Origin of the sequence: Microbacterium sp. 22195, assembly GCF_052056515.1 — a bacterium.
In the GTDB taxonomy this organism is placed as follows: domain Bacteria; phylum Actinomycetota; class Actinomycetes; order Actinomycetales; family Microbacteriaceae; genus Microbacterium.
This window is the reverse complement of record NZ_JBQEPE010000001.1, coordinates 700,922-723,588: the sequence shown is the minus strand read 5'-3', so window position 1 is coordinate 723,588 and position 22,667 is coordinate 700,922. Positions and strand designations below refer to the sequence as shown.

Sequence of the window (22,667 nt, the reverse complement as noted above, 5' to 3'; positions counted from 1 at the left end):
GAGACGCAGAAGAGGCCGTTCCCGGGTTCCGGGAACGGCCTCTTCGGCGTTCGGTCGGGTCAGTTCGCCGCGGGTGCGGCCTCCTTCACCTCGACGGGGGGCTTGACGCCCTCGCCCCACACGGGAGCGGGCAGCGTGACGACCTGGCCGCCCTGGATCTGACGCAGGGCGTCGGCGATCTCGGTGGCGTTCTCGGGGACCGGCAGGCCGCACTTCTCCAGCTCGGAGGCGAACTTCAGCGTGAGGCGCTCCTTGTGGGCTGCGACTGCCTCGGCGGTGGTGCCGGTCTGGATCTCGCTGCCGGTCTGGATGTCGGAGACCTGATCGCACACGTGGTACACCGAGCCGCCGGCGACCCAGGTGACCTGGTCCTTGCCCAGCAGCTGGATGACCGTGGACTGGTCGGCGGTGTACTTCTCGACCGATGCCGGGTTGAAGTCGACGCCGATGAAGACGGTGAGGGCCGCGAGCACGATGCCGACGATGCCGGCGGTGGTCTTCTGCCCCTTGTCCATGTCCTTGTTCAGGAAGATCAGGATGATCAGCGGGACGAAGGCGATGATCGCGATGATCGCGCCGAGCTGGTTCTGCACGAAGAAGCGCACGGTGTCGGACTTCTTCGCAGGATCGAGGTGGTTGGCCTTCTTCCACAGGATCGAGCCGGTGATCGACAGGGCAGCGATGACGACGAGCAGCACGAGCAGGGTGATGAACGCCCACTGCGGGAAGGTCGTGGTGACGCCCTCCTCGCGCAGCAGCCCGGTGTCGTTGTCGCGCACCAGGGTGCCGTCGGCGCCCGTGACCACGCGCTGCTTCAGCAGCCAGAAGATGCCGACCGCCTCGCCGACGATGGCCACCAGCCACAGCGCCGCCGCGATCCACCGGAACGTGGTCGCCTTCTTCTTCGCCTCGGCCGTGGGCACCCAGGTGCGCTCGGCGGGCGCCTCGGCATCGGGCCGGACGTCCTTGTTCTTGCTCTCTGCCACGGTTTCCTCCCCGGAAGTGGTGTCGCCCTGAGCATAGTGGGGAGCGGGGTCGGGCGTCGGTACGCTGGAAGGATGAGATCCGACGGCGACGACGACGCCCTCAGCTGGGACGGGGACGATGCGCTGGAAGCGCGCCGTCCGGAGATGCGACCCCGGAGAACGCGGCCGCAGGAGTCGCCGCGATCCGTTTCCGCGCCGAAGCAGCCGGACGCGCCGGCTGCGGCATCCGATCCGTCGGCTGTGCAGGCGACGGATGCCGGAGACGATGACGAGCCGCAGGGTCTCAGCACCGTGACCCTGGTCGCGCTCGGCATCCTCGGCGGCGTCTACCTTCTGTACACCGTCGGGTGGGTCATCGGCGGAGTCGGGATGCAGGCGCCCGTGATGTTCACGCTTCCCGCGTTCCTGTACCAGGCGGCACTGTGGCTTGCGGTGCTGGCACCGGCGTTGTGGTTCGTCGCCGTCCTCGTGGTCACCCGAGGCGCGAAGGACTGGGTGCGGATCGTCTGGCTGATCGCGGGCGCGGCCCTGCTCGTGCCCTGGCCGTTCGTCGTGTCCGGGGGAGGCGGTGCCCTGTGAGCGGGAACGTGGCAGCCGACGGCATGCAGGGGAGCGGCCGCGTGCGCAGCGCGCTCCGCGGGTTCCTCACCGGTCTCGGCGGTCTCGCGTACGCCTTCGTCATCTGGACGGCCGTGTTCTACGCGATCCAGCTCTCCGTCGGAGGGATGTCGGGTTACGGATGGGTGGTCCTGCTGCTGCCCGCTGTGGTCACGGCCGTCGTCTTCTCCGTCGTCCTGGTCATCACCCGGCGACGCTCGATCGGGGCGCTCGTCCTGGTGCTGCTCGCGGGCCTGGGGCTGAGCGCGGTCTTCCTGCTGAACACGTTCAGCTACGTGATCCGCAACCTGGCGGCGCTCACCGGCTCCTGACGGAGGGACGCCCCGGCGTCATACGGTCGGGAGCGTGGATGCCGCTCGGGTAAAGTGTGTCCCGATCGCGCCCCCACCGGCGTGCGGCGCATCGACTGCCCCTCCACCGTGTGCTGCCCCGAAGGATACCTGTGTCGAACCAGTCCGCATCCAAGCCCGTCGTTCTCATCGCCGAAGTCCTCTCGCCCGCCACGATCGAGGCGCTCGGGCCGGACTTCGAGGTGCGCAACGTCGACGGCACCGACCGCGAGGCGCTGTTCGCCGCCCTCGCCGACGCGGATGCCGTGCTGGTCCGCTCCGCGACCAAGGTGGACGCAGAGGCGCTGTCGCACGCGCCCAAGCTGAAGGTCATCGCACGCGCGGGCGTCGGGCTCGACAACGTCGACATCAAGGCGGCCACGACCGCCGGTGTCATGGTGGTGAACGCGCCGACGTCGAACATCGTCTCGGCCGCAGAGCTGACGATCGGTCACATCCTCAGCCTCGCGCGCCGCATCCCCGCCGCGCACGCCTCGCTCTCCGGCGGCGCCTGGAAGCGCAGCTCGTTCACGGGTGCGGAGCTCTTCGAGAAGACCGTCGGGATCGTGGGGCTCGGCCGCATCGGCGCCCTCGTCGCCGCCCGCCTCAACGCCTTCGACATGCGCGTGATCGCGTACGACCCCTACGTCACGAGCGCGCGTGCGCAGCAGCTGGGCGTGCAGCTCGTCTCGCTCGACGAGCTGGTCGCCGAGGCCGACTTCCTCACCATCCACATGCCGAAGACCCCCGAGACCACGGGCATGATCGCCGCGGAGCAGTTCGCCGCCATGAAGCCGACGGCCTACGTGGTCAACGTCGCCCGCGGCGGGCTGATCGATGAGGCCGATCTGCACGAGGCCCTCGTCTCCGGCGAGATCGCCGGCGCCGGCCTCGACGTGTTCACCTCCGAGCCGCCGGTCGAGGGCAGCACCGCGCAGGCACTGCTCAGCCTGCCGAACGTGGTCGTCACCCCGCACCTGGGGGCCAGCACGGAGGAGGCACAGGAGAAGGCCGGCGTGTCCGTCGCCCGCTCCGTGCGTCTCGCGCTCGGCGGAGACCTGGTGCCGGATGCCGTGAACGTCGCCGGTGGCGTGATCGACCCGTACGTGCGCCCGGGCATCGCCCTGGTAGAGAAGCTCGGTCAGATCTTCTCCGCGCTGTCGCAGTCCCCGCTCACCAGCCTCGACGTCGAGGTGCACGGCGAGCTGAACGACTACGACGTGAGCGTGCTCAAGCTCGCCGCACTCAAGGGCGTGTTCACCAACATCGTCAGCGACAACGTCTCGTACGTGAACGCACCACTCCTGGCCGAGCAGCGCGGCGTGGCCGTGCGCCTGCTGCAGGACGACATCAGCGAGGAGTACCGCAACGTCATCACGCTGCGCGGCGCCCTCTCCGACGGCAGCCAGCTGGCCGTCTCCGGCACGCTGACCGGCCCGAAGCAGATCGAGAAGCTGGTGTCCATCAACGGGCACGCGATCGAGCTCCCGATCGAGAAGCACCACGTCGTGATGACGTACACCGACCGCCCGGGCATCGTGGCGGTGTACGGCCAGAAGTTCGGCGAGGCGGGGATCAACATCGCCGGCATGCAGATCGCCCGTGAGGCCGCAGGCGCCCAGGCCCTCAGCGTGCTGACGCTCGACTCGCCCGTCACCGACGAGCTGCTCGCCGATGTGAGCGCCGCGATCGACGCCGACCTGTTCCGCCAGATCGAGATCACCGAGGTCTGATCCGCGCAGCATGACGCCCCGAACGACCCGTCCTCAGCCGAGGGCGGGTCGTTCGCCGTTCCGCCCGGCAAGAACTTCTGAAAGAATCCAGCCGGGCTGTCGATTTCCCGCGCGCCCGCACGTCATGTCGGTGTTCGACACCTCAGCGGGTCACGCACCCGCACGACGAAGGAGACACGATGTCCGACGAGTACATGATCATCATCCACGAGCCCGAATGGGACTACTCCACGCGCACCCCTGCGCAGCTGGACGCGGACCTCGAGGGTCACAAGGCGTTCCAGGCGGCCGTCGCCGCGGCCGGGCAGCGCCTCACGGCCGGCGTGCCGCTGCGCGCGCAGTCCGAGGCGTTCCGCATCCGGCCCTCCGCCGACGGGCCCGTCTACACGGACGGCCCGTTCGGTGAGACGCGCGAGGTCGTCACCGGGTTCTACACCTTCACCGCCGACTCGGTCGAGCAGGCGAAGGAGCTCGCCGCTCTCGTCCCCACCGGAGGCTGGCTCGACGTGCATCCGGTGCTCGACATGACGGCCATGCGGGGCTGACCGAGGCGGTGACGATGACGAGCCGCATCGAGGATGCGTTCCGCGCAGACGCGGGACGCATCCTCGGGGCGGTCACCGCGTACACCGGCGACCTGCAGCTGGCCGAGGACGCTGTGCAGGACGCCTTCCTCCGGGCCATCGCGCAGGAGAAGGCCGGTGCGGAGCTGCGCGCGCCGTCGGCCTGGATCACCACCGCGGCGCGCCGCATCGCCGTCGACGCGATCCGGCGCGAGCGCACCGCCGCCCGTGCCCTGCCGACCTTGGCGGCGGATGCCCGGATCGTCGACGATGCCGACCTGGACGCTTTCTCCTTCACCGGGGACGAGAGGCTCGAGCTCATCCTGACGGTCTGCCATCCGGACCTCCCCGAGGAGACCAGGCTCGCACTCGCGCTGCGCTTCGCATGCGGCGTCCCGACCCGCGAGGTCGCGGCCATGCTGCTGGTGTCGGAGACGACGATGGCGGCGCGGCTGACCCGCGCCAAGAGGCGCCTGCACGACTCCGAGATCCGCTTCGCAGTGAGGGACGACGAGCAGGTGCGCACGCGCATGCCCGACGCCCTGTCCGTGATCGCCCTGCTCTACACGACGGGCTATGCGGCGCCGACGAGCGATGAGGGGCGCGTGCTCTGCCGCGACGCCGTCGAGCTCGCCAGGGACGCGCTGCGCATCGCGGGCGACGACGCCGAGGCGCAGGGACTGCTCGCCCTGGTGCTGCTCACCGAGGCGCGGCGTCCCTCGAGGGTCGACCCCTCGGGCGAACTGGTCGCCCTCGCCGAGGCGGACCGGGCGCTGTGGGACCGACGGCTGATCGCGGAGGGGGAGCGCCTCGCCACGGGTGCGCTGCAGCACGGGACGGGGCGCTTCGCGCTGCAGGCGGGTATCGCCGGGCTGCACGCGATCGCGCCGACGTGGGAGGCGACGGACTGGTCGTCGATCGCGCGGCTCTACGACGGCCTGGTCGAGCAGTGGCCATCGCCGTCGGCGCGGCTGGCGAGGATCGTCGCCCGCGGGTATGCGGAGGGGATCGGGGCCGAGGGGGTCCGTCTGGAGCTGGACGCGGATGAGGTGCTGTTCCAGGGGCCACTGGCGGCGCAGGCCTTCGCCGTGCGCGGCGAGCTCGGCATCCGCTGCGGCGACACGGCAGGAGCACGACGCGACCTGCGTGAGGCGATCGGGCTCACCGAGGACCCGGCGGTGCGCCGGCATCTGGAGCGTCGGCTGCTCGCCGTGGGCGCCTAAGGTGCTCAGGCGGTCGAGCTGCGGACGAGCTCGACGAGCCGCGCCAGCGCTGCACCGGTCGGCACGAATCCGTCGTCTGCCGAGACGCGCCCGTCCGCGGGCTCGGAGAGCGAGTTGTTGAAGTACAGGCCGTCGCTCAGCAGCATCACCAGGTCCAGAGCGGTGTCGTCGCGCACGTGCGGACGGATCGCATCCGCCCATCGGTGCCGCACCTCCCGCAGTGCGGCGGATGCCGCGGCGGAGCCGCCCTGAGCCAGCCGCGTGGTTGCGATGAGCGCCCGATCCAGGGCGTCGTCCTCCATCACCGAGGTGCGGATGTAGTAGGCGACGGGGCCGTCCGGCGCCTCCCGCATGCGCTCCAGGTCCTGGTCCGTGAGCACCGCGAGTCGCTCGGCGAGCCCGGCGGCCAGATCGTCCTTCGAGGCGAAGTGATAGAGCAGGCCGCCCTTGGAGACGCCGGCGGCCTTCGCGACGGCGTCGAGAGTCGCGGCACGCTCGCCGTCCGCGATGAGGATCGACTCGTAGGCGTCGAGCACGCGTTCGCGCGCCAGGGGAGGGCGGGACATCGGGGACTCCTTGCTCGTCGCGGGCGCCGGCTGCACAGCATCCGATCAGGCCGACATCTGTTACTGTACCAGCTGGACGGTTAAGTTATCGGAGGACATCATGCCCGCCACTGCACCCATCGACCTCACCGGAGTCGACGGACCCCGCGTCGGTCTGCGCGGCTGGGCCGCGCTCGCGGTGCTCATGCTCCCGGTGCTGCTGGTGTCGGTCGACAACACGGTGCTGGCGTTCGCGCTGCCCGAGATCTCGGTGTCGCTGCAGCCCAGCGGCGCCGAGCAGCTCTGGATCATCGACGTCTACTCGCTCGTGCTCGCCGGGCTGCTCGTCACGATGGGCGTGCTCGGCGATCGATTCGGACGTCGGCGGATGCTGCTGATCGGCGCCACCGGCTTCGCGGCCGTCTCCGCTCTCGCGGCGTTCGCCCCCTCGGCCGGGCTGCTCATCGCCGCGCGGGCAGCGCTCGGCGTGTTCGGCGCGATGCTCATGCCCTCGACGCTGTCGCTGCTGCGCTCCATCTTCCGCAACCGCGATCAGCGGCGTCTCGCGATCGCAGTGTGGGCGTCGGCATTCTCGGCGGGCTCCGCGCTCGGGCCGGTCGTCGGCGGCTTCCTGCTCGAGCACTTCGGCTGGGGCTCGGTGTTCCTGATCGCCGTGCCCGTGCTCGTCCCGCTGCTGATCGGCGGCCTGTGGCTGCTGCCCGAGAGCAGCGACCCGAACCCGGGACGGATCGACCCGATCGGCATCGTGCTGTCGATGGCCGCGTTGATCCCGGTGGTCTTCGCGATCAAGTCCTTCGCCGTGGACGGCCCCAACCTGGCCGCGGCGGTCTTCCTGCTCGTGGGCGTGTTCGCCGGCTTCCTCTTCGTGCGGCGGATGCGGCGCGCGGAGAACCCGATGCTCGACATGACGCTGTTCCGTCGCGGCGGCTTCAGCGGTGCGATCCTCGTGAACCTGCTGAGCGTGATCGCGCTGGTCGGCTTCCTGTACTTCGTCTCGCAGCAGCTGCAGCTGGTGATCGGGCTCTCGCCCATGGTCGCGGGTCTCGCGCTGGTGCCTGGGATGGCGGCGATGATCATCGCGGGTCTGGGCGTCGTGCCCATCTCGCGGCGGGTCGCGCCGCACATCGTGGTGCCCGTCGGCCTGTCGCTGTCGGCGCTCGGCTACGTGATCGTCGCCGCCACGGCGGGCCTGAACAGCGTCGGATGGCTGCTGGTCGCCTTCGTGGTGCTGGGCATCGGCATCGGTGCGGCCGAGACCATCTCGAACGAACTGATCCTGGCTCATGCGCCGGCCGAGAAGGCGGGCGCCGCGAGCGCCGTCTCCGAGACCGCGTACGAACTGGGTGCGGTGCTCGGCACGGCGGTGCTCGGCGGCATCATCACCGCGTTCTACCGCGGTGCGCTCGTGATCCCCGGCGGCGTCCCCTCCGAGCTGGCCGCACATGCTCGCGAGACGCTGGCCGGCGCCTACACCGCCGCCCAGGAGCTGCCCGGCCGGCTGGGCGAGGCGCTGTGGGATGCTGCGACGGCAGCCTTCGGCTCGGGCGTCGTCACGACCTCCATCATCGGAGCGCTCCTGGTGATCGGCGCGATCGTCGTGGCGCTCACCACGCTGAAGCCGTCCCGGAACGGCTCGGCCGGCTGACAGGCATCCGCCCGCTCCCGACGGTGACTCGAAGTCGGGAGCGGCGCGCGTGCGCCGCTACGCTGGAAGGCAGTGTCCGCGGCGACCAGCGCGGCGGGCCGTGGTGCAGAGGAGTCCCATGTCGCGCGTCGTGAAGCTGGCCGTCATCCCCGGAGACGGGATCGGCCGTGAGGTCATCGCCCAGGCCGAGCGCGTGCTCGACGCCGTCACGGCGGGCAGCGACGTCGCGTTCGAGAAGACGCCGTTCTCGCTCGGGGCCGACCGCTTCCTCGCGACCGGGGACACACTGACGGATGCGGACCTCGACGCGATCCGCTCGCACGACGCCATCCTGCTCGGCGCCGTCGGCGGAGTCCCGGGCGATCCGCGCCTGAAGGACGCCAACATCGAGCGCGGACTGCTGCTGAAGCTGCGCTTCGAGCTCGACCACTACGTGAACCTGCGCCCCTCGAAGCTGTTCGCCGGCGCACCCGGACCGCTCGCCGATCCGGGCGAGATCGACTTCGTGGTCGTTCGCGAGGGCACCGAGGGTCCGTACGTCGGCAACGGCGGCAGCATCCGCAAGGGCACGCCCCACGAGGTGGCCAACGAGACCAGCGTGAACACCGCGTTCGGCGTGGAGCGCGTCGTCCGCTACGCCTTCGACCTCGCCGAGCGTCGCCGCAGGAAGCTCACGCTTGTGCACAAGACCAACGTGCTCGTGCACGCCGGGGCGATCTGGAAGCGGATCGTCGACCAGGTGGCATCCGAGCACCCCGACGTGACCGTCGACTACCTGCACGTCGACGCCGCCACCATCTTCCTGGTGACCGATCCCGCGCGCTTCGACGTGATCGTCACCGACAACCTCTTCGGCGACATCCTCACCGACCTCGCCGGCGCCGTCACCGGCGGCATCGGCCTGGCGGCCTCCGGAAACATCAACCCGGACGGCGCCTTCCCCTCGATGTTCGAGCCCGTGCACGGTTCGGCGCCCGACATCGCGGGACAGCAGAAGGCCGACCCCACGGCCGCCATCCTGTCCGTCGCGCTGCTGCTCGATCACCTCGGGCTGCGCGACGAGGCCGCGCGCGTGCAGCGCGCCGTCGAGCAGGACATCGCAGCCCGTTCGGGCAGCCGCAGCACCAGCGAGACCGGCGACGCCGTGATCGCCCTGCTGCAGGCGTAATCTGACAGTACGCGCGCATCGCCGCCGCATTCGATCGAGGACAGACATGACCGACACCACCACCGCACCTCTGACCTTCGCCGTCACGAAGAACCTCGCCGCCAAGAGCCCGGCTCAGCGCGAGGAGATCCTGCAGAACCCCGGATTCGGCCTGCACTTCACCGACCACATGGTCGACATCTGCTGGTCCGAGAACGGCGGCTGGCACCGTCCGCGCGTGCAGCCCTACGGCCCGATCTCGCTCGACCCCGCGGCCGCCGTGCTGCACTACGGCCAGGAGATCTTCGAGGGCATCAAGGCCTACCGCCACGCCGACGGCTCGGTGCACACGTTCCGTCCCGACCGCAACGCCGCCCGCCTGCAGCGCAGCGCGCGCCGCCTGGCGCTGCCGGAGCTGCCGACCGAGCACTTCATCCAGTCGATCCGCGAGCTGGTCGCGGTCGACGGTGCCTGGGTGCCCTCCGGCGCCGACCAGAGCCTGTACCTGCGGCCGTTCATGTTCGCCAAGGAGGCGTTCCTCGGCGTGCGTCCGGCGAAGAAGGTGGCCTACTACCTGATCGCCTCGCCCGCCGGCGCCTACTTCTCCGGCGGTGTGAAGCCGGTGCGCATCTGGCTGAGCGAGAACTACGCCCGAGCGGGCAAGGGCGGCACGGGAGCCGCCAAGACCGGCGGCAACTACGCCTCCAGCCTGCTGCCGCAGGCCGAGGCGTACGAGAAGGGCTGCGACCAGGTCGTCTTCCTCGACCAGGACAACAACGTCGAGGAGCTCGGCGGTATGAACGTGGTCTTCGTGTACAAGGACGGCCGCGTCGTCACCCCGGAATCCGACTCGATCCTCGAGGGCATCACCCGCGATTCGCTGCTGCAGCTCGCCGAGGACCGCGGTCTGACCGTCGAGCGCCGTCCGGTCTCGCTGGACGAGTGGCGTCAGGGCGTGGCATCCGGCGACATCGTCGAGGTGTTCGCCTGCGGCACGGCCGCCGTGGTCACCCCGATCGGCGCGCTGGTCGCCGACGGCTTCGAGGACGCGCAGCCCCTGGGCGAGCTGGCGCTGTCGCTGCGCGAGGAGCTCACCGACATCCAGTACGGCCGCCGCGAGGACAAGCACGGCTGGCTGCTCCGGCTCGACGCCTGAGGCCCTGTCGCCGACCTCTTTCGCCGACACCCCCACTTTCAGCCGAGACCCCTAGTTGCAGACGTCCGCAGCTAGGGGTCTCGGCGGGTTCTAGGGGTGTCGGCGACCGGTGACTGCCCCTGCACAGTCGGCGGGATTCGCTTCGGGCTGTGGATAACGGGACGCCGGGCCCGGTGACACCGCACGATAGGCTCGTGCGCCGCCGAATCGATATCACCCAAGCGCGACAACTGCTGCTGTCCAGAGAGCAGCTGCTGGCCTGCATGACGGAGCGCCGGCTGCGGGAGGAGGTTGCTGCGAAGCGACTGATCCGATTGCATCGCGGGTCGTACGTGCGGGCGGCGGACTGGGCGGAGCTGTGGTGGGAGGGCCAGCACCTGCTGAAGGTGCTCGCCGTGCGGGCGGCGAGTCCGGGCCGAGGGCCGATCTATAGTCACGTCTCGGCGGCCGTGGTGTGGGGCATTCCGCTGTACCGCCTGGGGAATGCGCCGGTGCAGCTGGTCATCGACGGCGAGCGGCACAGCCGCGTGATCGCAGGAGTGGTGCGCCGCGACATGCAGCTCGCCGACGCGGACATCCTCGAGATCGACGGGCTGCGGGTGACCTCGCTGATCCGCACCGTGTTCGACGTCGCTCGCGAGTCGACGTTCGAGATGGCCGTCGGATGCGCAGAGGCCGCACTGCGCCGCGCATCCGTCGTCGGGCACGAGGTGGATGTTGACGCCGAACAGGCATGGCGGTCGGCTGCCATGCGGCTGACGCTCCCCGGATTGCGCGGTGTCCGGCGCGCACGGTGTGTGCTCGAGTTCGCCGACGGCCGGGCGCAGCTGCCCGGCGAGAGCGTCAGCCGCGTGCGCCTGCTGCAGCTCGGCTTCTCGCGGTACGACTTGCAGGTGCCCGTGACGGGAGCGGCCGGGAATCGGTACTGGTTGGACTTCGCTTTCCCCGGTGCGAAGACCTTCGGAGAGTTCGACGGCGAGGGCAAGTACACCGATCCCACGTTGCGCGCTGCGGAATCGGCGCAGGCGGCGGTCCTGGCCGAGAAGCATCGGGAGGACGACGTCCGCGGAGTGACGGGCTGGGGATTCGCGCGCTGGGGCGACGAGCACATCACGACCTCCGCTGATCTCGGCGCGCGACTGGCCGCCTTCGGCGTCCGTCCGCCTGGATGACGACGAGCAGACGCGCCGAGACCCCCAGTTGGTCTCGACACCCCCACTTACGGGCGTCCGCAGCTGGGGGTCTTGGCAGAAGGTGGGGGTCTCGGCGAAACGGTGAGGGGGAGAGCCGGGCGGAGAGAGAGGGCGGTAGCGGGATGCAGGCGGATAGGCTGTCCGGGTGAAGATCGCACGTTTCAGCCACAGCGACGGCATCCGGTTCGGCATCGTCGACGAGGGCGACCTGGTCGTGCTCGCAGGCGACCCCATGTTCGCCGGATTCGACACGACGGGGGAGCGGGTGCCGCTCGCGGATGCCGCACTGCTGGCGCCCGTGATCCCGCGCTCCAAGGTCGTGTGCGTGGGACGCAACTACCACGAGCACGCCGCCGAGTTCGGCAACGTCGCACCCGAGGAGCCGCTGCTCTTCCTCAAGCCGAACACCTCGGTGATCGGGCCGGGCGATGCCATCCTGCGGCCGGCGATCTCGGAGCGCACGGAGTTCGAGGGCGAGCTGGTCGTGGTGATCGGGCGCATCGCCAAGAACGTCAAGGCCGAGGACGCGCTCGACTACGTGTTCGGGTACACCGTGGGCAACGACTTCACCGCCCGCGACATCCAGCGCAAGGACGGGCAGTGGACGCGCGGCAAGGGCTTCGACACCTTCTGCCCGCTGGGTCCCGTGATCGAGACCGAGTTCGACGCGGCATCCGCCCGCATCGAGACGCGCGTCAACGGTGAGGTGCACCAGCAGGCGCCGCTCACCGACATGATCCACTCCGTGGCCGACATCATCGCCTACGCCTCGGCGGCGTTCACGCTGCTCCCGGGTGACGTGATCATGACCGGCACCCCCGCGGGGGTCGGACCGGTCGTCGCGGGCGACACGATCGAGGTTGAGGTCTCCGGCATCGGCACCCTGCGCAACCCGGTGCGCGACGCGGTCCCCGTCTCGTGAGCGCCGCGCTCACCCTCGACGAACTCGCGGCGATCCAGCGCCGCACCGTCCGCATCCTCTCGCTCGGCCAGGTGCTGGGCGGCATCGCCTTCGGGGCCACGGTGTCCCTCGGCGCCCTGCTGGCCGCGGATCTCTCCGGCAGCGACGCGCTGTCGGGACTGGCGACGGCCTCCGTCACCCTCGGGGCCGCCGCCTTCGCCATCCCGCTGGCCCGCTTCGCGGCTCGCCGCGGCCGCCGGCTCTCGCTGACCGCAGGCAACCTGCTGGCGCTGATCGGGGTGGCCACGGTGATCACCGCGGCAGCCACGCGGGTGTTCCCGCTGCTGCTGATCGGCATCATCATGATCGGCATGGGCAACGCGGGCAACCTGCAGTCCCGGTTCGCCGCGACCGACCTGGCCGCTCCCGCTCACCGCGCGCGGGACCTCTCCGTGGTGGTGTGGTCGACGACCGTCGGCGGCGTCACCGGTCCGCTGCTGCTCACACCGGGTGAGGCTCTCGGCCATGCGATCGGGATGCCGCCCCTGACCGGCTCGTACCTGTTCTCGCTGGTCGCGCAGATCGCCGCCCTGATCCTGTACCTCGTCGCCCTGCGACCCGACCCGCTGCTGACCGCGCTGCATCTGGCGAGGACGACCACGACCGCGTCGCCGCTCGGAACCGGCGTCGACCGCCCGGTCGTTGCCCGGTACGCGATGTTCGCCGTGGCGGGATCGCACGCCGTGATGGCCTCCGTGATGGCCATGACCCCCATCCACCTGTCGCACATGGCGCACGGAGCGCACGGCAGCATGCCGTCGAGCACGGATGTGACGCTGCTCGTGGGGATCACGATCGCCCTGCACGTGGCCGGCATGTACGGGCTCTCGCCCGTTTTCGGCATCCTCTCGGACCGCTGGGGACGCGTGCGCGTCGTCCTGCTCGGGCAGGCCGTCCTGGCCGCATCGCTGCTGACGGCGATCTTCGCCGGCCGCACGCCCGCCGGTGTCATGATCGCCCTCATCCTGCTCGGACTCGGCTGGAGCGCGGCGACCGTCGCCGGGGCCGCGCTGCTCACGGAGTCGTCGACGGTGACGATGAGGCCCCGCCGTCAGGGCATCAGCGACTCGCTGATGAGCCTCACCGCGGCTGCGAGCGCGGCCGCCGCAGGCTGGGTCCTCACGACCTTCGACTACGCCGGGCTCGGGATCGTGGCGCTGGTGTTCGTGATCGCGATCACGGCGCTCTCGCCGCTGGGACGGATCCGCGAGACGGCGGCCGAGACCGACCCGGCCGCGGCCGTCTGAGCCGTCTCGGTCTCAGCATCCGCCCCCGATAGAATCGAGGGGATATGGCTACTGTGCACCCCCTCACCACCACCGCCACCGGGTCCGACATCCGCGTGCGCTTCTGCCCTTCGCCCACCGGCCTGCCGCACGTCGGCATGGTGCGCACGGCCCTGTTCAACTGGGCGTACGCGCGGCACAATGGCGGCAAGCTCATCTTCCGCATCGAGGACACCGATGCCGCCCGCGACAGCGAGGAGAGCTTCCGGCAGCTGGTCGATGCGCTCACCTGGATGAAGATCGACTGGGATGAGGGCGTCGAGGTGGGCGGTCCGCATGCCCCGTACCGTCAGTCGCAGCGTCACGACATCTACGCCGAGGTGATCGAGAAGCTGAAGGCCACCGGCGCCGTGTACGAGAGCTTCTCCACCGCCGAGGAGATCGACGCGCGCAATGAGGCAGGCGGCCGGGCCAAGCAGCTCGGCTACGACAACTTCGACCGCGACCTCACCGAGGAGCAGAAGGCGGCCTTCCGTGCCGAGGGGCGTCAGCCCGCACTGCGCCTGCGCGTTCCGGATGAGGACCTCACCTACGTCGATCTGATCCGCGGCGAGGTCACCTTCCCCGCGGGTTCGTTCCCGGACTACGTGATCGTGCGCCCGAACGGCGTGCCGCTGTACACGTTCGTGAACCCGGTGGACGACGCGCTGATGGGCATCACCCACGTGCTGCGCGGCGAGGACCTCATGCCCTCCACAGCCCGCCAGCTGGTGCTGTACGACGCGCTCACCAAGGCGGGCGTCACCGACTTCGTGCCGCGCTTCGCGCACATGCCGCTGGTGCTCGGCGAGACGGGCAACAAGAAGCTGTCCAAGCGCGACCCGCAGGCCGACCTGTTCCTGCACCGCGAGCGCGGCTTCATCCACGAGGGTCTGCTGAACTACCTGGCGCTGCTGGGCTGGTCGATCGGCCCCGACCGCGACGTGTTCTCGCTGGAGGAGTTCATCCAGGCGTTCGACATCGTCGACGTCAACCCGAACCCGGCCCGCTTCGACCAGAAGAAGGCCGAGTCGATCAACGGCGACCACATCCGTCAGCTGGACGGCAAGGACTTCGCCGAGCGGATGCTGCCGTACCTGGCGGATGCCGGGGTGTTCGGCGCGGCCGAGCCCACGCACGAGCAGATCGTCCTGGCGTTCCGCGCCGCGCCGCTCGTGCAGGAGCGCATGCAGCTGCTGGGTGAGGCGCCCGGCATGCTGGGCTTCCTGTTCACCGACGAGGTGACCTACGAGGCGGACGCCATGAAGGGTCTGCCCGCGAACGCCGCGGAGGTCCTCGCCGCGTGCGTCGCCGCGCTCGAGCCGGTGGAGGAGTTCACCCCGGATGCCGTGCAGACGGCGCTCTCGGCGAAGCTGGTCGACGAGCTCGGCCTGAAGCCGCGCGTCGCCTACGGGCCGCCGCGCGTCGCCCTGACCGGTCGTCGCGTGTCCCCGCCGCTCTTCGAGTCGATGGAGCTGCTCGGCAAGGACGAGACGCTGCGTCGCCTGCGGGCACTCGCCGACACCCTGGGCTGATTCCGGTGACGGATGCCGCGCTTCCGGCAGCCGAGACGGATGTCATCCTCGGCGACCTCGGCGTTCTGCTGCTGGAATGCGGCGTATCCGTGACGGACGTGCGCGGCTCGCTCGAGCAGGTCGGGCGGCGCGCGGCGTCGACGCCGCAGGCATCCCTCGAATTCGCGATCCTGCCGGAGATGGTGATGGTGAGCCGTCCCGGCGCATCGTCGGCGACGACCACCGTGATCGGCAAGGGCGAGGCGCTGACGTTCCGTCAGTCGGCGAAGGCCAGCAGGCTGGTGCACGGGCTCGAGTCGGGTGCTGTGCCGCTGGCTGAGGCCCCGGCGCGGATGGCTGCCATCCGGGCGACGCCGAGGCATCGTCCTGGTCTGCAGAGCGTGATCGGATGCGGACTGCTGTCGCTGTCGCTGGCCTGGCTGTTCCGGTGTCCCTGGTGGGCGATCGTACTGGCACTGCTCGTGGGGCTGCTGGTCGGTGGCCTCACGATGCTGATGATGCGCGTCCGGGCCGCGGCGGCCGTCGCACCTTTCGTCTCGGCGTTCGTCTCGACGATCCTGGTGGGCACTGTCGCGGGCTGGCTGGATCTCGGGCCGGTGCCGCTGTTCGCGGTGTGCGCTCCTGTCGCCATCCTCGTGCCCGGCGCACTGATCACGAACGCCCTGCTCGAACTGACCTCCACGGACATCGTCACGGGTGCGTCCCGCCTGATGTACGGGCTGATCATGCTGGCGTTCATGGCTGCGGGAGTCTATTCGGGCGCCTCGCTCACCGGACTGCGGGTGGACTCGGCATCTGCCGCTCTGGTGGGGGAGGCCGTGCAGCTGACCACCGAACGAGGGGGATGGGAGGCGCTGCCGCCGCTGTGGTCGGCGTGGCTGGCGGTGATCGTGCTGGCGATCGGCATCGGACTCGCGTTCGGATCGGGATTCCGTCTCACCGTCGTGTGCGTGGTGGTGATGGCCGGCACCTATGCGGTGCTGGCCCTGTTCAGTCCTCTGGTCGGAAGCGTCGTCGCGACCGGCATCGCGGCGGCGGTGCTGTTCGTGGCAGCACGCGTGCTGGAGCGTCTGACGATCGCGATCCCCGCCACGGTGTCCTTCCAGCCGGCGTTCCTGCTTCTCGTGCCCGGCACCGTCGGCCTGGTCTCGCTGGCCAGCTTCGACGCGCAGGCGCTGGTGTCGGCGCCGATGATGTTCCTGAGCCTGTGCATCGGCACCAAGGTCGGCGCGCTGCTCGCGGATCTCGCGCGGATCACGCGCTCCACGGTGTTCCTGCGCTGGGCGAAGCCCGCGCGCATGGGCGAGCTCTGAGCCCCCTGTAGTCCGCGGCCGCGAGGGGCGCAACCCCGTTCTGCCAAGCGCATCCGATCCGTAGTGTGACGGGGGAGCAGAGGAGGAGCATCATGACCGATGACGTGCGTTCCGTGCCCGCACTGGAGCTGCGGCGGTATCTGGGCCTGTGGTTCGAGGTTGGCCGGCTGCCGCTGCGCTTCGAGGACGACCGCGCCACCGATGTGACCGCGGAGTACACGATGGCCGAAGACGGGACGGTGACCGTCGACAATCGCTGCCTCGATGAGGATGGCAAGCCCACTCAGGCTCTGGGGCAGGCGTTGCCGGATGCGGAGCATCCAGGCCGCCTGCAGGTGACGTTCCTGCCCGAGGCGCTGCGGTGGATTCCGTTCACCAAGGCCGACTACTGGGTGCTCCGGGTCGACGACGCGTACCGGCATGCCCTGGTCGGGACCCCCGATCGCAAGCATCTGTGGCTGCTGTCCCGCGAACCGCAGGTCGAGGATGCCGTGGAGAGGTCGTTCCTCGACACCGCACGCGACCAGGGCTTCGATCTCGACCCGTGGATCCGGCCGGCGCAGTCGGGGCAGGTGGTCGCCGTCTGACGGCGGCGACCCGCCACGCCCGGGCGGATCGTGTCGATTCGCCATCTGCGGGCGCCTCAGGTAAGCTTGACTCTCGGTGCGAGGCTCCGGTTTCGCCCTTGGGGTATGGTGTAATTGGCAACACGGCTGATTCTGGTTCAGTTGTTCTTGGTTCGAGTCCAGGTACCCCAGCAAGAATGAAACCCCCGCTCAGGCGGGGGTTTTCTTGTTTCCTGGTGGTGGGGGGGGGGGGGGGGTCTCCGAGCCCCCACCCCCCCCCCCCCCCACCACCGTTCGCCCCTCAGTCGACGAGTGCTCCTGCCGAGAGGTTCGCGATCACGCCTGTCATCGAGGCCGCGCGATCGGAGGCGGCGAACGCGAGGTACTCGGCCACCTCGTCGAGCACGGGTAGGCGGCCGAGTGCCGTCGTGCCGGCGAGCCCGCGGATCCAACCGTCCATCGGCAGGCCCGCGGTGGACGCGATGCGCCCGAACATCTCGCGCGTGTACGAGGTCGCGAGCGCGTCCGAGATGGCGTGCGGGCGCACGCAGACCACTCGCACGCCGTCGGGGCCGAGTTCGCCGGCGAGAGCACGGGAGAAGCCCTCGAGTCCCGCCGACTGGGCAGCATTGCCGATGAGTCCCCGGCCCGACAGGCGGGCGCCGGGGGTGGAGACCGTCAGGAGCACTCCGCTGCGCTGAGCGACCATGTGCCGCGCGGCGGCCTTGGCCGTCACGAAGTTCGTCTGCAGGTACCCGACGATCGGATGCAGGTAGTCCTCGAGCGAGGTTTGTGCAATGGCGAGGCCCTGCGCGTGGTCGAAGCCGACCGCGTTGAGAGCGATGTCGATACGCCCCGCCTTCTCCGCCACCTCGTCCGCGTGACGGTCGACCGCCGCCTGATCCGATGCGTCGACGACGGCGACCTCGACCTCTGCGCCTGCGGCTCTGACTGCGGCGGCGGCCGCCTCCAGCCTCGGCCGGGATCGGCCCGCGAGGAACAGCCTCGCACCCTCGCGGGCGAACGTGCGCGCCGTCGCGGCTCCTATCGAACCGCCCCCGCCGTGGATCACGGCGACCTTGTCCTTCAGCAGCATGGTGCCGCCTCTCTCTCGTGTTGTGCAACTTGATGATTGCACTAGAGAGGCAACTCTGCAATACACAGGTTGCAGAAGGCGAAGCGTCGTCAGAGCTCCTCGGCGATCTCCTTGATCGCGGCCAGGCGCTGCTCCCACTCGCGTCCGATCGCGTCGAGTCGGCTCGCCGTGGCGCTGAGCGTCGCGCCGATGACGCGGTATCGGACTTCGCGGCCGACGCGCACGGGTTCGACGACGCCGACCTCGCTGAGGACGGCCAAGTGCTTCGCGATGGCCTGCCGGGTCACGGGGAGCCGCTGCGCGAGCGCCGATGCGGAGGCATCGCCTTCGCCGAGCGCGGCGAGGATGCTCCACCGGGTGTCGTCGCCCAGGGCGGCGAGCACGGGAACCAGCGTGCGAGTCATGCCTGAACCTCGAACAGGGCGATGAGCTTGTCGAGTTCCTCGTCCCAGCCGACGCGATGCCTCTCGAGGTTCAGCAGCGGGGCGGAGGTGCTCTCGAAGCCCGCCTCGACGACCGTCAGCCGTGTTCCCGCGCCTTCGACCTCGAGGGTGAAGGTGAACGCCGTCGAATGCGCCTCATCGAGAGCGCTCGGAGGTGCGTCGAGGGCGTTGTCGTTGCACCAGCGGTAGGTCACGGCGCGCGGTGCGTCGATCTCCTCGATGCGGATCGGCACGGTGCCGTGACCCTCGAACGTCATCGTCCCCTGTGAACCGCGGCGGGCGCCGTCGAAGACGGTCTGCCCGAACCAGCGCGAGATGTGCTCGGGCTCGGTGATCGCGCGCCATACGTTCTCGATCGGCGCGGCTATCGAGATGCTCCGGGTGACGGTGAAGGTCTCCTCGTCGATCGCGGACGCCTCGCCGCCGGTCACGCTCTCCATGTCGTCTCCTCTTGAGCGCCGGGTACTCGCCCCGACTCTAGTGCAACTGCCGGGCTGCAGGGGGAGAAATCTCCTACGCCGCTGTGGCGGCGTGATGCTCGATGACGGCGAGCGCGTCCTCCGGCTCATCCACGAAGGTGCACAGCTGAGCGAGCGGGACGGGCAGGAAGCCCTCCGCGTCCATGCGGGCGAACTGCTGCTGCAGGCCGTCGTAGAAGCCGTCCGTGTTCAGCACGACGACCGGGCCGTCGTAGATGCCGTGCTTGCGCAGCTCGAGCACGTCGGTCGCCTCGTCGAGCGTGCCGCTGCCGCCGACCATGATCACCACGGCATCGCTGCGCGTCAGCAGCGTCGCCTTGCGCTCGGCGAGGTCAGTCCCGACGATCAGCTCGTTCGGCGACTGCAGCTGTCGTGCCTTCGCTGCCAGGAACTCGACCGAGATGCCCACGAGCCGGCCACCCGCGGAGTCGACCGCATCGGCGAGGACCTTCATCAGACCCACATCGCTCGCGCCCCAGACCAGCGTGTGGCCCCGCTCGCCGATCAGCTGGCCCAGCTGGCGAGCGGCGCGTGTGTAGCGCTCGTCGAGATCGGATGCGGAGAGGAAGACGCAGATGTTCACCCACCCAGCTTAGGAAGCGTGAGGGGCCGCGCTCACCCCGCGAGCGCCGCCAGCTCGTCCCTCGTACCGTGGAACACGTTCATGTCGATGTACTGCTCGACGCCGGCATAGCCCTTGAGGCGGTCGTGGTCGGAGTACTGCCAGATCGTCCAGTCGCGCCCGTCGTCGAGCGTCGGAGGCAGCACGATCGAACGGATCCAGATCGGATTGCCGGCGTAGCCGCCGGACAGATAGCGGTCGTAGGCCGAGGATGTGGCGTAGATGACGGGCGGTGCGCCGTAGTGCTCTTCGAGCAGGCGCAGGAGCGGCTCCAAGATCGCATCCACCTTCTCGCGGGTCGGCGGGTGGGCGAAGAAGTCTCCGTAGTACTCGAGATCCAGTGCGATCGGGAGCGTGGCTCCCTTCGGGACCGTCTCGATGATGTGCGCGGCCTGGGCCTCGCCAGTGCTCTCGAAACTCACGAAGTGATAGGCGCCGATCAGCAGGTCGGTGTGAGAGGCACCCGCCCAGTTCGCAGAGAAGCGCGAGTCGGTCGACTTCGAGCCCTCCGTCGCCTTGATGTACGCGAAGTCGATGTCCTGCGACGCGAGCTCCTCCCAGTCGACGTCGCCCTGATAGCTGGAGATGTCGATCCCGCGCACCGGATACGACGCTGCGAACAGTCGTGCCGGCCACAGCACGCCGTTGAAGACCAGGATCGCGAGTACGCCGAGTGCCGCGATGACGCTCGTGGCGATCACGATCAGGCGCCTTCCGCCTCGGCGGCTCGGGGACATGCGCACAGTCTGGCACCCGCGGTTGCGCGAGACTGGACGCATCATGAACACGCCCCTCATCGTCGAGTACCCCTCCATCCCGCCGACGCCGTGGAAGAACGGGCGCGGCGTCACGCGGAACCTGTTCGATGACGCGACGGATGCCGGCACGTGGACCTGGCGCGTCAGCATCGCGGAGATCACGGGCACGCAGCCGTACAGCTCGTACCCCGGCGTGCGTCGAGGTCAGGTCGCGCTCGGCCCCGGCGCTGTGGACCTGCGCATCGACGGGCGCGACCTGGTCCTCGAGCCGGAGGGGATCGTCGTCTTCGACGGCGAGGCCGAGGTGACCGCCAGCCCACGCGAGGCGGGCTTCCTCGACCTCAATGTGATGACCCGCCGTGACACCTGGGACAGCGAAGTGCGATGCGTCGACGATCCGGGTGTCACCGAAGCGGGCGACGGAATCGTCGTCCTCGTGACGCTCGGTGACTCCGCGCTGGTCGATGGCAGGCCACTGGCCAGGCTGGACGCCGTGATGCTCCGGGCCTCCGCATCCGCCGACCTCCGCGGCAGGTTCGTCGTCGCCCGGATCGCCGCCCGACGGCATCCGCTCGGGTGAGCCGCCTGCGCGCTCAGCGCGCCACCGACGACCACACGATCGAGACGCAGACCATCATCGCGATCAGTGCCACGACGGCCATGGACAGCATGCAGGCGGCGAGCCAGCGCAGCCGCTGAAGCGGAGCGGAGACCAGGAGGGGCACGACGAACTCCGCGGCGAGAAGTCCCACGAGCAGCACGATCGCGACGATCGCGACGGGAGTCGCCGCGCTGCGCACGACGACGATGCCGATCAGCGGCACCAGGCAGACCGCCACGAACACGGCGGAGCAGATCAGCCACACCGCTCCGGACGAACTCCGCAGCGACGGTTGGTTGGTCACCAAGGTCGGATCGGGCGACGAACCGGGCACGCGCGTTCGCCGAGTGCGTCGTCCGGAGCTCTGCTGGGTCATGCGCCTCAGCATCCGCCACCGGACGGATGCCGTCGACGGGCTGGACGCGGAGCCGGATTCGCGCTAGGCCGGTAGCACTACCGAGCGGCGCGTGCCACCCCCCTTCGACGCGGCCGCGGCCCGGGGCATCGTCGGAGCCGGCGGACGTCCCTCGGGGACGCACGCGGAGAGGAGCAGGACATGACCGTCCGATTGAACGAGAACGCGCTCTCGCACGCCCGCGGACTGCTGCGTTCGGGTGATGTCGTCCACGACGAGCGCGATGACTGGAGCGAGCACGCGCCGAGCACGGACGATGAGAACGACTTCATCGATGAGCACGGCATGGCGGAATTCGCGCGATGGCACCTCGGCGAGGACACCGATGCCACGGAGGGGACGAAGGGACGCTACAGCTTCCCGTTCGGCGACTTCAGGAAGCTGCATCGCTGCGCCGTGATCTCGGCCGAGAGCCGAGCCGGGCAGTATGACCACGCGTCGATCGAGAAGGCCCTCAAGGATCTGCTCGAGAAGATCGACGCGAAGTCGGAATAGGCGCCGGAGCCCGCAGGGGTGCCGGATGCTCGGCATCCGACGCCCCCGCGTCCGGCTGCTCCTCGCTTCAGACCACCATCTCGCCGTCCTTCGCGACGATCACGCCGCCGCGAAGGACGTAGTCACGCCGGGGCTGATCGATCACGACCTGCGGGATGTTCTCGCCATCGATCACCATCAGATCCGCAGGGGCGCCCACCTCGAGCGTGGACTTCGGGAGCTCCATCACCTCGGCCCCTCCGGCGCTGGCCAAGTCGAAGCCGCTCTCCAGCTCGTCGTCCAGACGAGCGCCGGTCGACCAGCCGAGGATCCACGTGCGGTGCAGCATGTCGGCGTTGCCGAACGGGCTCCAGTTGTCGCGCACTCCGTCGGACCCGAGCCCCACGTGCACGCCGTGGTCGCGCAGACGGCGATGCGGGAGCACGCTGCTGGGGCTGGGGGAGACCGTGGTCAGCTTCACCCCGACCGCAGCGATCTCGTCGGCGATCCGCTCCTGCTCGGCGACCAGCAGTGACGCGATCGCGTACGCGTGGCTGATGGTCACCTCGCCGTTCGTCAGGCCGGCGGCACGCGTACGGGCGAGGATGTCGCGGATGGTGGTGATGCCGAGCGCGCCGCCCTCATGGATGTGCATGTCGAGGCCGACGCCGTGCGTCGTTGCGATGCGGAACAGCACATCCAGCTGCTCGGATGCGCGGTCGGCACCCTCGAACGCGGTCGGGTCGATGCCGCCGACGTAGTCGAGCAGTCCCTCGGCGGCCGCGCGCTCGAGCAGCTCTGCGGTTCCGGGCGCGCGCAGCACGCCGTGCTGCGGGAAGCCCACGACCTGCATGTCGAGGATGCCTCTGAGCTTCTGCTGTGCGGCGCGAAGACCCTCCAGGCCGCTCACCCCGTAGGCCGGGGCGACGTCGGGGGGGGGGGGGGGGCGGGGGGGGGGGGGGGGGGGGGGGGGGGGGGGG

At 69.9% G+C, this 22,667-nt stretch carries 25 protein-coding genes and 1 tRNA gene; 17 read left to right on the top strand and 9 right to left on the bottom strand.

The annotated features are described in order from the left end of the window. Positions 1 to 59: 59 nt before the first annotated feature. On the bottom strand, positions 60 to 986 hold the full coding sequence (locus tag ACTJJ4_RS03625; RefSeq protein WP_440942055.1) for a hypothetical protein: 927 nt from the start codon (positions 984 to 986) through the stop codon (positions 60 to 62). Between the two features lie 72 nt (positions 987 to 1,058). Between ACTJJ4_RS03625 and ACTJJ4_RS03620 the strand changes: the two genes are divergently transcribed. The 5 genes from ACTJJ4_RS03620 to ACTJJ4_RS03600 all read left to right on the top strand — a co-directional run bounded on the left by ACTJJ4_RS03620 (position 1,059) and on the right by ACTJJ4_RS03600 (position 5,452). Then, positions 1,059 to 1,565, top strand: a complete 507-nt coding sequence (locus tag ACTJJ4_RS03620) for a DNA polymerase III subunit gamma/tau (protein WP_440942054.1) — start codon at positions 1,059 to 1,061, stop codon at positions 1,563 to 1,565. Continuing rightward, positions 1,562 to 1,915, top strand: a complete 354-nt coding sequence (locus ACTJJ4_RS03615; RefSeq protein WP_440942053.1) for a hypothetical protein — start codon at positions 1,562 to 1,564, stop codon at positions 1,913 to 1,915. The genes ACTJJ4_RS03620 and ACTJJ4_RS03615 overlap by 4 nt, the downstream gene beginning before the upstream one ends. A gap of 131 nt (positions 1,916 to 2,046) precedes the next feature. After that, positions 2,047 to 3,666, top strand: a complete 1,620-nt coding sequence (gene serA, locus ACTJJ4_RS03610) for a phosphoglycerate dehydrogenase (RefSeq protein ID WP_292697607.1) — start codon at positions 2,047 to 2,049, stop codon at positions 3,664 to 3,666. A gap of 179 nt (positions 3,667 to 3,845) precedes the next feature. Further along, complete coding sequence (locus ACTJJ4_RS03605) at positions 3,846 to 4,211, top strand: YciI family protein (RefSeq protein WP_292697605.1); 366 nt, start codon at positions 3,846 to 3,848, stop codon at positions 4,209 to 4,211. A gap of 14 nt (positions 4,212 to 4,225) precedes the next feature. After that, a complete protein-coding gene (locus ACTJJ4_RS03600; protein WP_440942052.1) occupies positions 4,226 to 5,452 on the top strand; it encodes an RNA polymerase sigma factor in 1,227 nt (408 codons plus the stop codon). 5 nt (positions 5,453 to 5,457) lie between these two features. Here the strand turns inward: ACTJJ4_RS03600 and ACTJJ4_RS03595 are convergent, their stop codons facing one another. Next, positions 5,458 to 6,018 carry a TetR/AcrR family transcriptional regulator gene (locus tag ACTJJ4_RS03595; protein WP_440942051.1) on the bottom strand — a complete coding sequence of 187 codons (561 nt, stop codon included), beginning with the start codon at positions 6,016 to 6,018 and terminating at the stop codon, positions 5,458 to 5,460. A 100-nt stretch (positions 6,019 to 6,118) separates the two neighbouring features. On the opposite strand from ACTJJ4_RS03595, the gene ACTJJ4_RS03590 reads away from it, so the two are divergent. The 10 genes from ACTJJ4_RS03590 to ACTJJ4_RS03545 all read left to right on the top strand — a co-directional run bounded on the left by ACTJJ4_RS03590 (position 6,119) and on the right by ACTJJ4_RS03545 (position 16,991). After that, positions 6,119 to 7,663, top strand: a complete 1,545-nt coding sequence (locus tag ACTJJ4_RS03590) for an MFS transporter (protein ID WP_440942050.1) — start codon at positions 6,119 to 6,121, stop codon at positions 7,661 to 7,663. Positions 7,664 to 7,781: 118 nt separating this feature from the next. Further along, entirely contained in the window at positions 7,782 to 8,831 is a 1,050-nt protein-coding gene (locus tag ACTJJ4_RS03585; protein WP_440942049.1) for a 3-isopropylmalate dehydrogenase, read from the top strand. 46 nt (positions 8,832 to 8,877) lie between these two features. Continuing rightward, positions 8,878 to 9,966, top strand: a complete 1,089-nt coding sequence (locus tag ACTJJ4_RS03580) for a branched-chain amino acid aminotransferase (RefSeq protein WP_440942048.1) — start codon at positions 8,878 to 8,880, stop codon at positions 9,964 to 9,966. A 263-nt stretch (positions 9,967 to 10,229) separates the two neighbouring features. Further along, complete coding sequence (locus ACTJJ4_RS03575) at positions 10,230 to 11,138, top strand: hypothetical protein (protein WP_440942047.1); 909 nt, start codon at positions 10,230 to 10,232, stop codon at positions 11,136 to 11,138. Between the two features lie 166 nt (positions 11,139 to 11,304). After that, a complete protein-coding gene (locus ACTJJ4_RS03570) occupies positions 11,305 to 12,081 on the top strand; it encodes a fumarylacetoacetate hydrolase family protein (protein ID WP_440942046.1) in 777 nt (258 codons plus the stop codon). Further along, positions 12,078 to 13,367 carry an MFS transporter gene (locus ACTJJ4_RS03565; protein WP_440942045.1) on the top strand — a complete coding sequence of 430 codons (1,290 nt, stop codon included), beginning with the start codon at positions 12,078 to 12,080 and terminating at the stop codon, positions 13,365 to 13,367. The genes ACTJJ4_RS03570 and ACTJJ4_RS03565 overlap by 4 nt, the downstream gene beginning before the upstream one ends. 44 nt (positions 13,368 to 13,411) lie before the next feature. Beyond that, on the top strand, positions 13,412 to 14,920 hold the full coding sequence (gene gltX / locus ACTJJ4_RS03560) for a glutamate--tRNA ligase (RefSeq protein WP_440942044.1): 1,509 nt from the start codon (positions 13,412 to 13,414) through the stop codon (positions 14,918 to 14,920). Between the two features lie 5 nt (positions 14,921 to 14,925). Beyond that, positions 14,926 to 16,233 (top strand): threonine/serine exporter family protein, encoded by a 1,308-nt coding sequence (locus tag ACTJJ4_RS03555; protein ID WP_440942043.1) that lies wholly within the window; start codon positions 14,926 to 14,928, stop codon positions 16,231 to 16,233. Positions 16,234 to 16,325: 92 nt separating this feature from the next. Continuing rightward, entirely contained in the window at positions 16,326 to 16,820 is a 495-nt protein-coding gene (locus ACTJJ4_RS03550) for a lipocalin family protein (RefSeq protein WP_440942042.1), read from the top strand. A gap of 99 nt (positions 16,821 to 16,919) precedes the next feature. Next, positions 16,920 to 16,991: transfer RNA gene (locus tag ACTJJ4_RS03545), tRNA-Gln, on the top strand. A 109-nt stretch (positions 16,992 to 17,100) separates the two neighbouring features. Here ACTJJ4_RS03545 and ACTJJ4_RS03540 read toward each other — a convergent pair. From ACTJJ4_RS03540 to ACTJJ4_RS03520, 5 genes are all read right to left on the bottom strand, one after another. Next, positions 17,101 to 17,895: an SDR family NAD(P)-dependent oxidoreductase gene (locus tag ACTJJ4_RS03540; protein WP_440942041.1), complete on the bottom strand. Its 795-nt coding sequence runs from the start codon at positions 17,893 to 17,895 to the stop codon at positions 17,101 to 17,103. An 89-nt stretch (positions 17,896 to 17,984) separates the two neighbouring features. After that, complete coding sequence (locus ACTJJ4_RS03535; RefSeq protein ID WP_440942040.1) at positions 17,985 to 18,299, bottom strand: ArsR/SmtB family transcription factor; 315 nt, start codon at positions 18,297 to 18,299, stop codon at positions 17,985 to 17,987. Further along, positions 18,296 to 18,778, bottom strand: coding sequence for an SRPBCC domain-containing protein (locus ACTJJ4_RS03530; RefSeq protein WP_440942039.1), 483 nt, complete (start codon positions 18,776 to 18,778; stop codon positions 18,296 to 18,298). Before ACTJJ4_RS03530 ends, ACTJJ4_RS03535 begins: the two co-directional genes overlap by 4 nt. Before the next feature lie 73 nt (positions 18,779 to 18,851). Then, a complete protein-coding gene (locus tag ACTJJ4_RS03525; RefSeq protein WP_440942038.1) occupies positions 18,852 to 19,400 on the bottom strand; it encodes a TIGR00730 family Rossman fold protein in 549 nt (182 codons plus the stop codon). A 32-nt stretch (positions 19,401 to 19,432) separates the two neighbouring features. Next, entirely contained in the window at positions 19,433 to 20,176 is a 744-nt protein-coding gene (locus ACTJJ4_RS03520; RefSeq protein ID WP_440942037.1) for a GH25 family lysozyme, read from the bottom strand. Positions 20,177 to 20,219: 43 nt separating this feature from the next. Here ACTJJ4_RS03520 and ACTJJ4_RS03515 point away from each other — a divergent pair, with 43 nt between their 5' ends. After that, complete coding sequence (locus ACTJJ4_RS03515; protein ID WP_440942036.1) at positions 20,220 to 20,777, top strand: HutD/Ves family protein; 558 nt, start codon at positions 20,220 to 20,222, stop codon at positions 20,775 to 20,777. Positions 20,778 to 20,790: 13 nt separating this feature from the next. Here the strand turns inward: ACTJJ4_RS03515 and ACTJJ4_RS03510 are convergent, their stop codons facing one another. Further along, complete coding sequence (locus ACTJJ4_RS03510) at positions 20,791 to 21,174, bottom strand: hypothetical protein (protein WP_440942035.1); 384 nt, start codon at positions 21,172 to 21,174, stop codon at positions 20,791 to 20,793. Between the two features lie 180 nt (positions 21,175 to 21,354). On the opposite strand from ACTJJ4_RS03510, the gene ACTJJ4_RS03505 reads away from it, so the two are divergent. Beyond that, complete coding sequence (locus ACTJJ4_RS03505) at positions 21,355 to 21,708, top strand: hypothetical protein (protein WP_440942034.1); 354 nt, start codon at positions 21,355 to 21,357, stop codon at positions 21,706 to 21,708. A gap of 67 nt (positions 21,709 to 21,775) precedes the next feature. Here the strand turns inward: ACTJJ4_RS03505 and ACTJJ4_RS03500 are convergent, their stop codons facing one another. Next, positions 21,776 to 22,597, bottom strand: coding sequence for an amidohydrolase family protein (locus ACTJJ4_RS03500; RefSeq protein ID WP_440942033.1), 822 nt, complete (start codon positions 22,595 to 22,597; stop codon positions 21,776 to 21,778). Positions 22,598 to 22,667 lie beyond the last annotated feature (70 nt).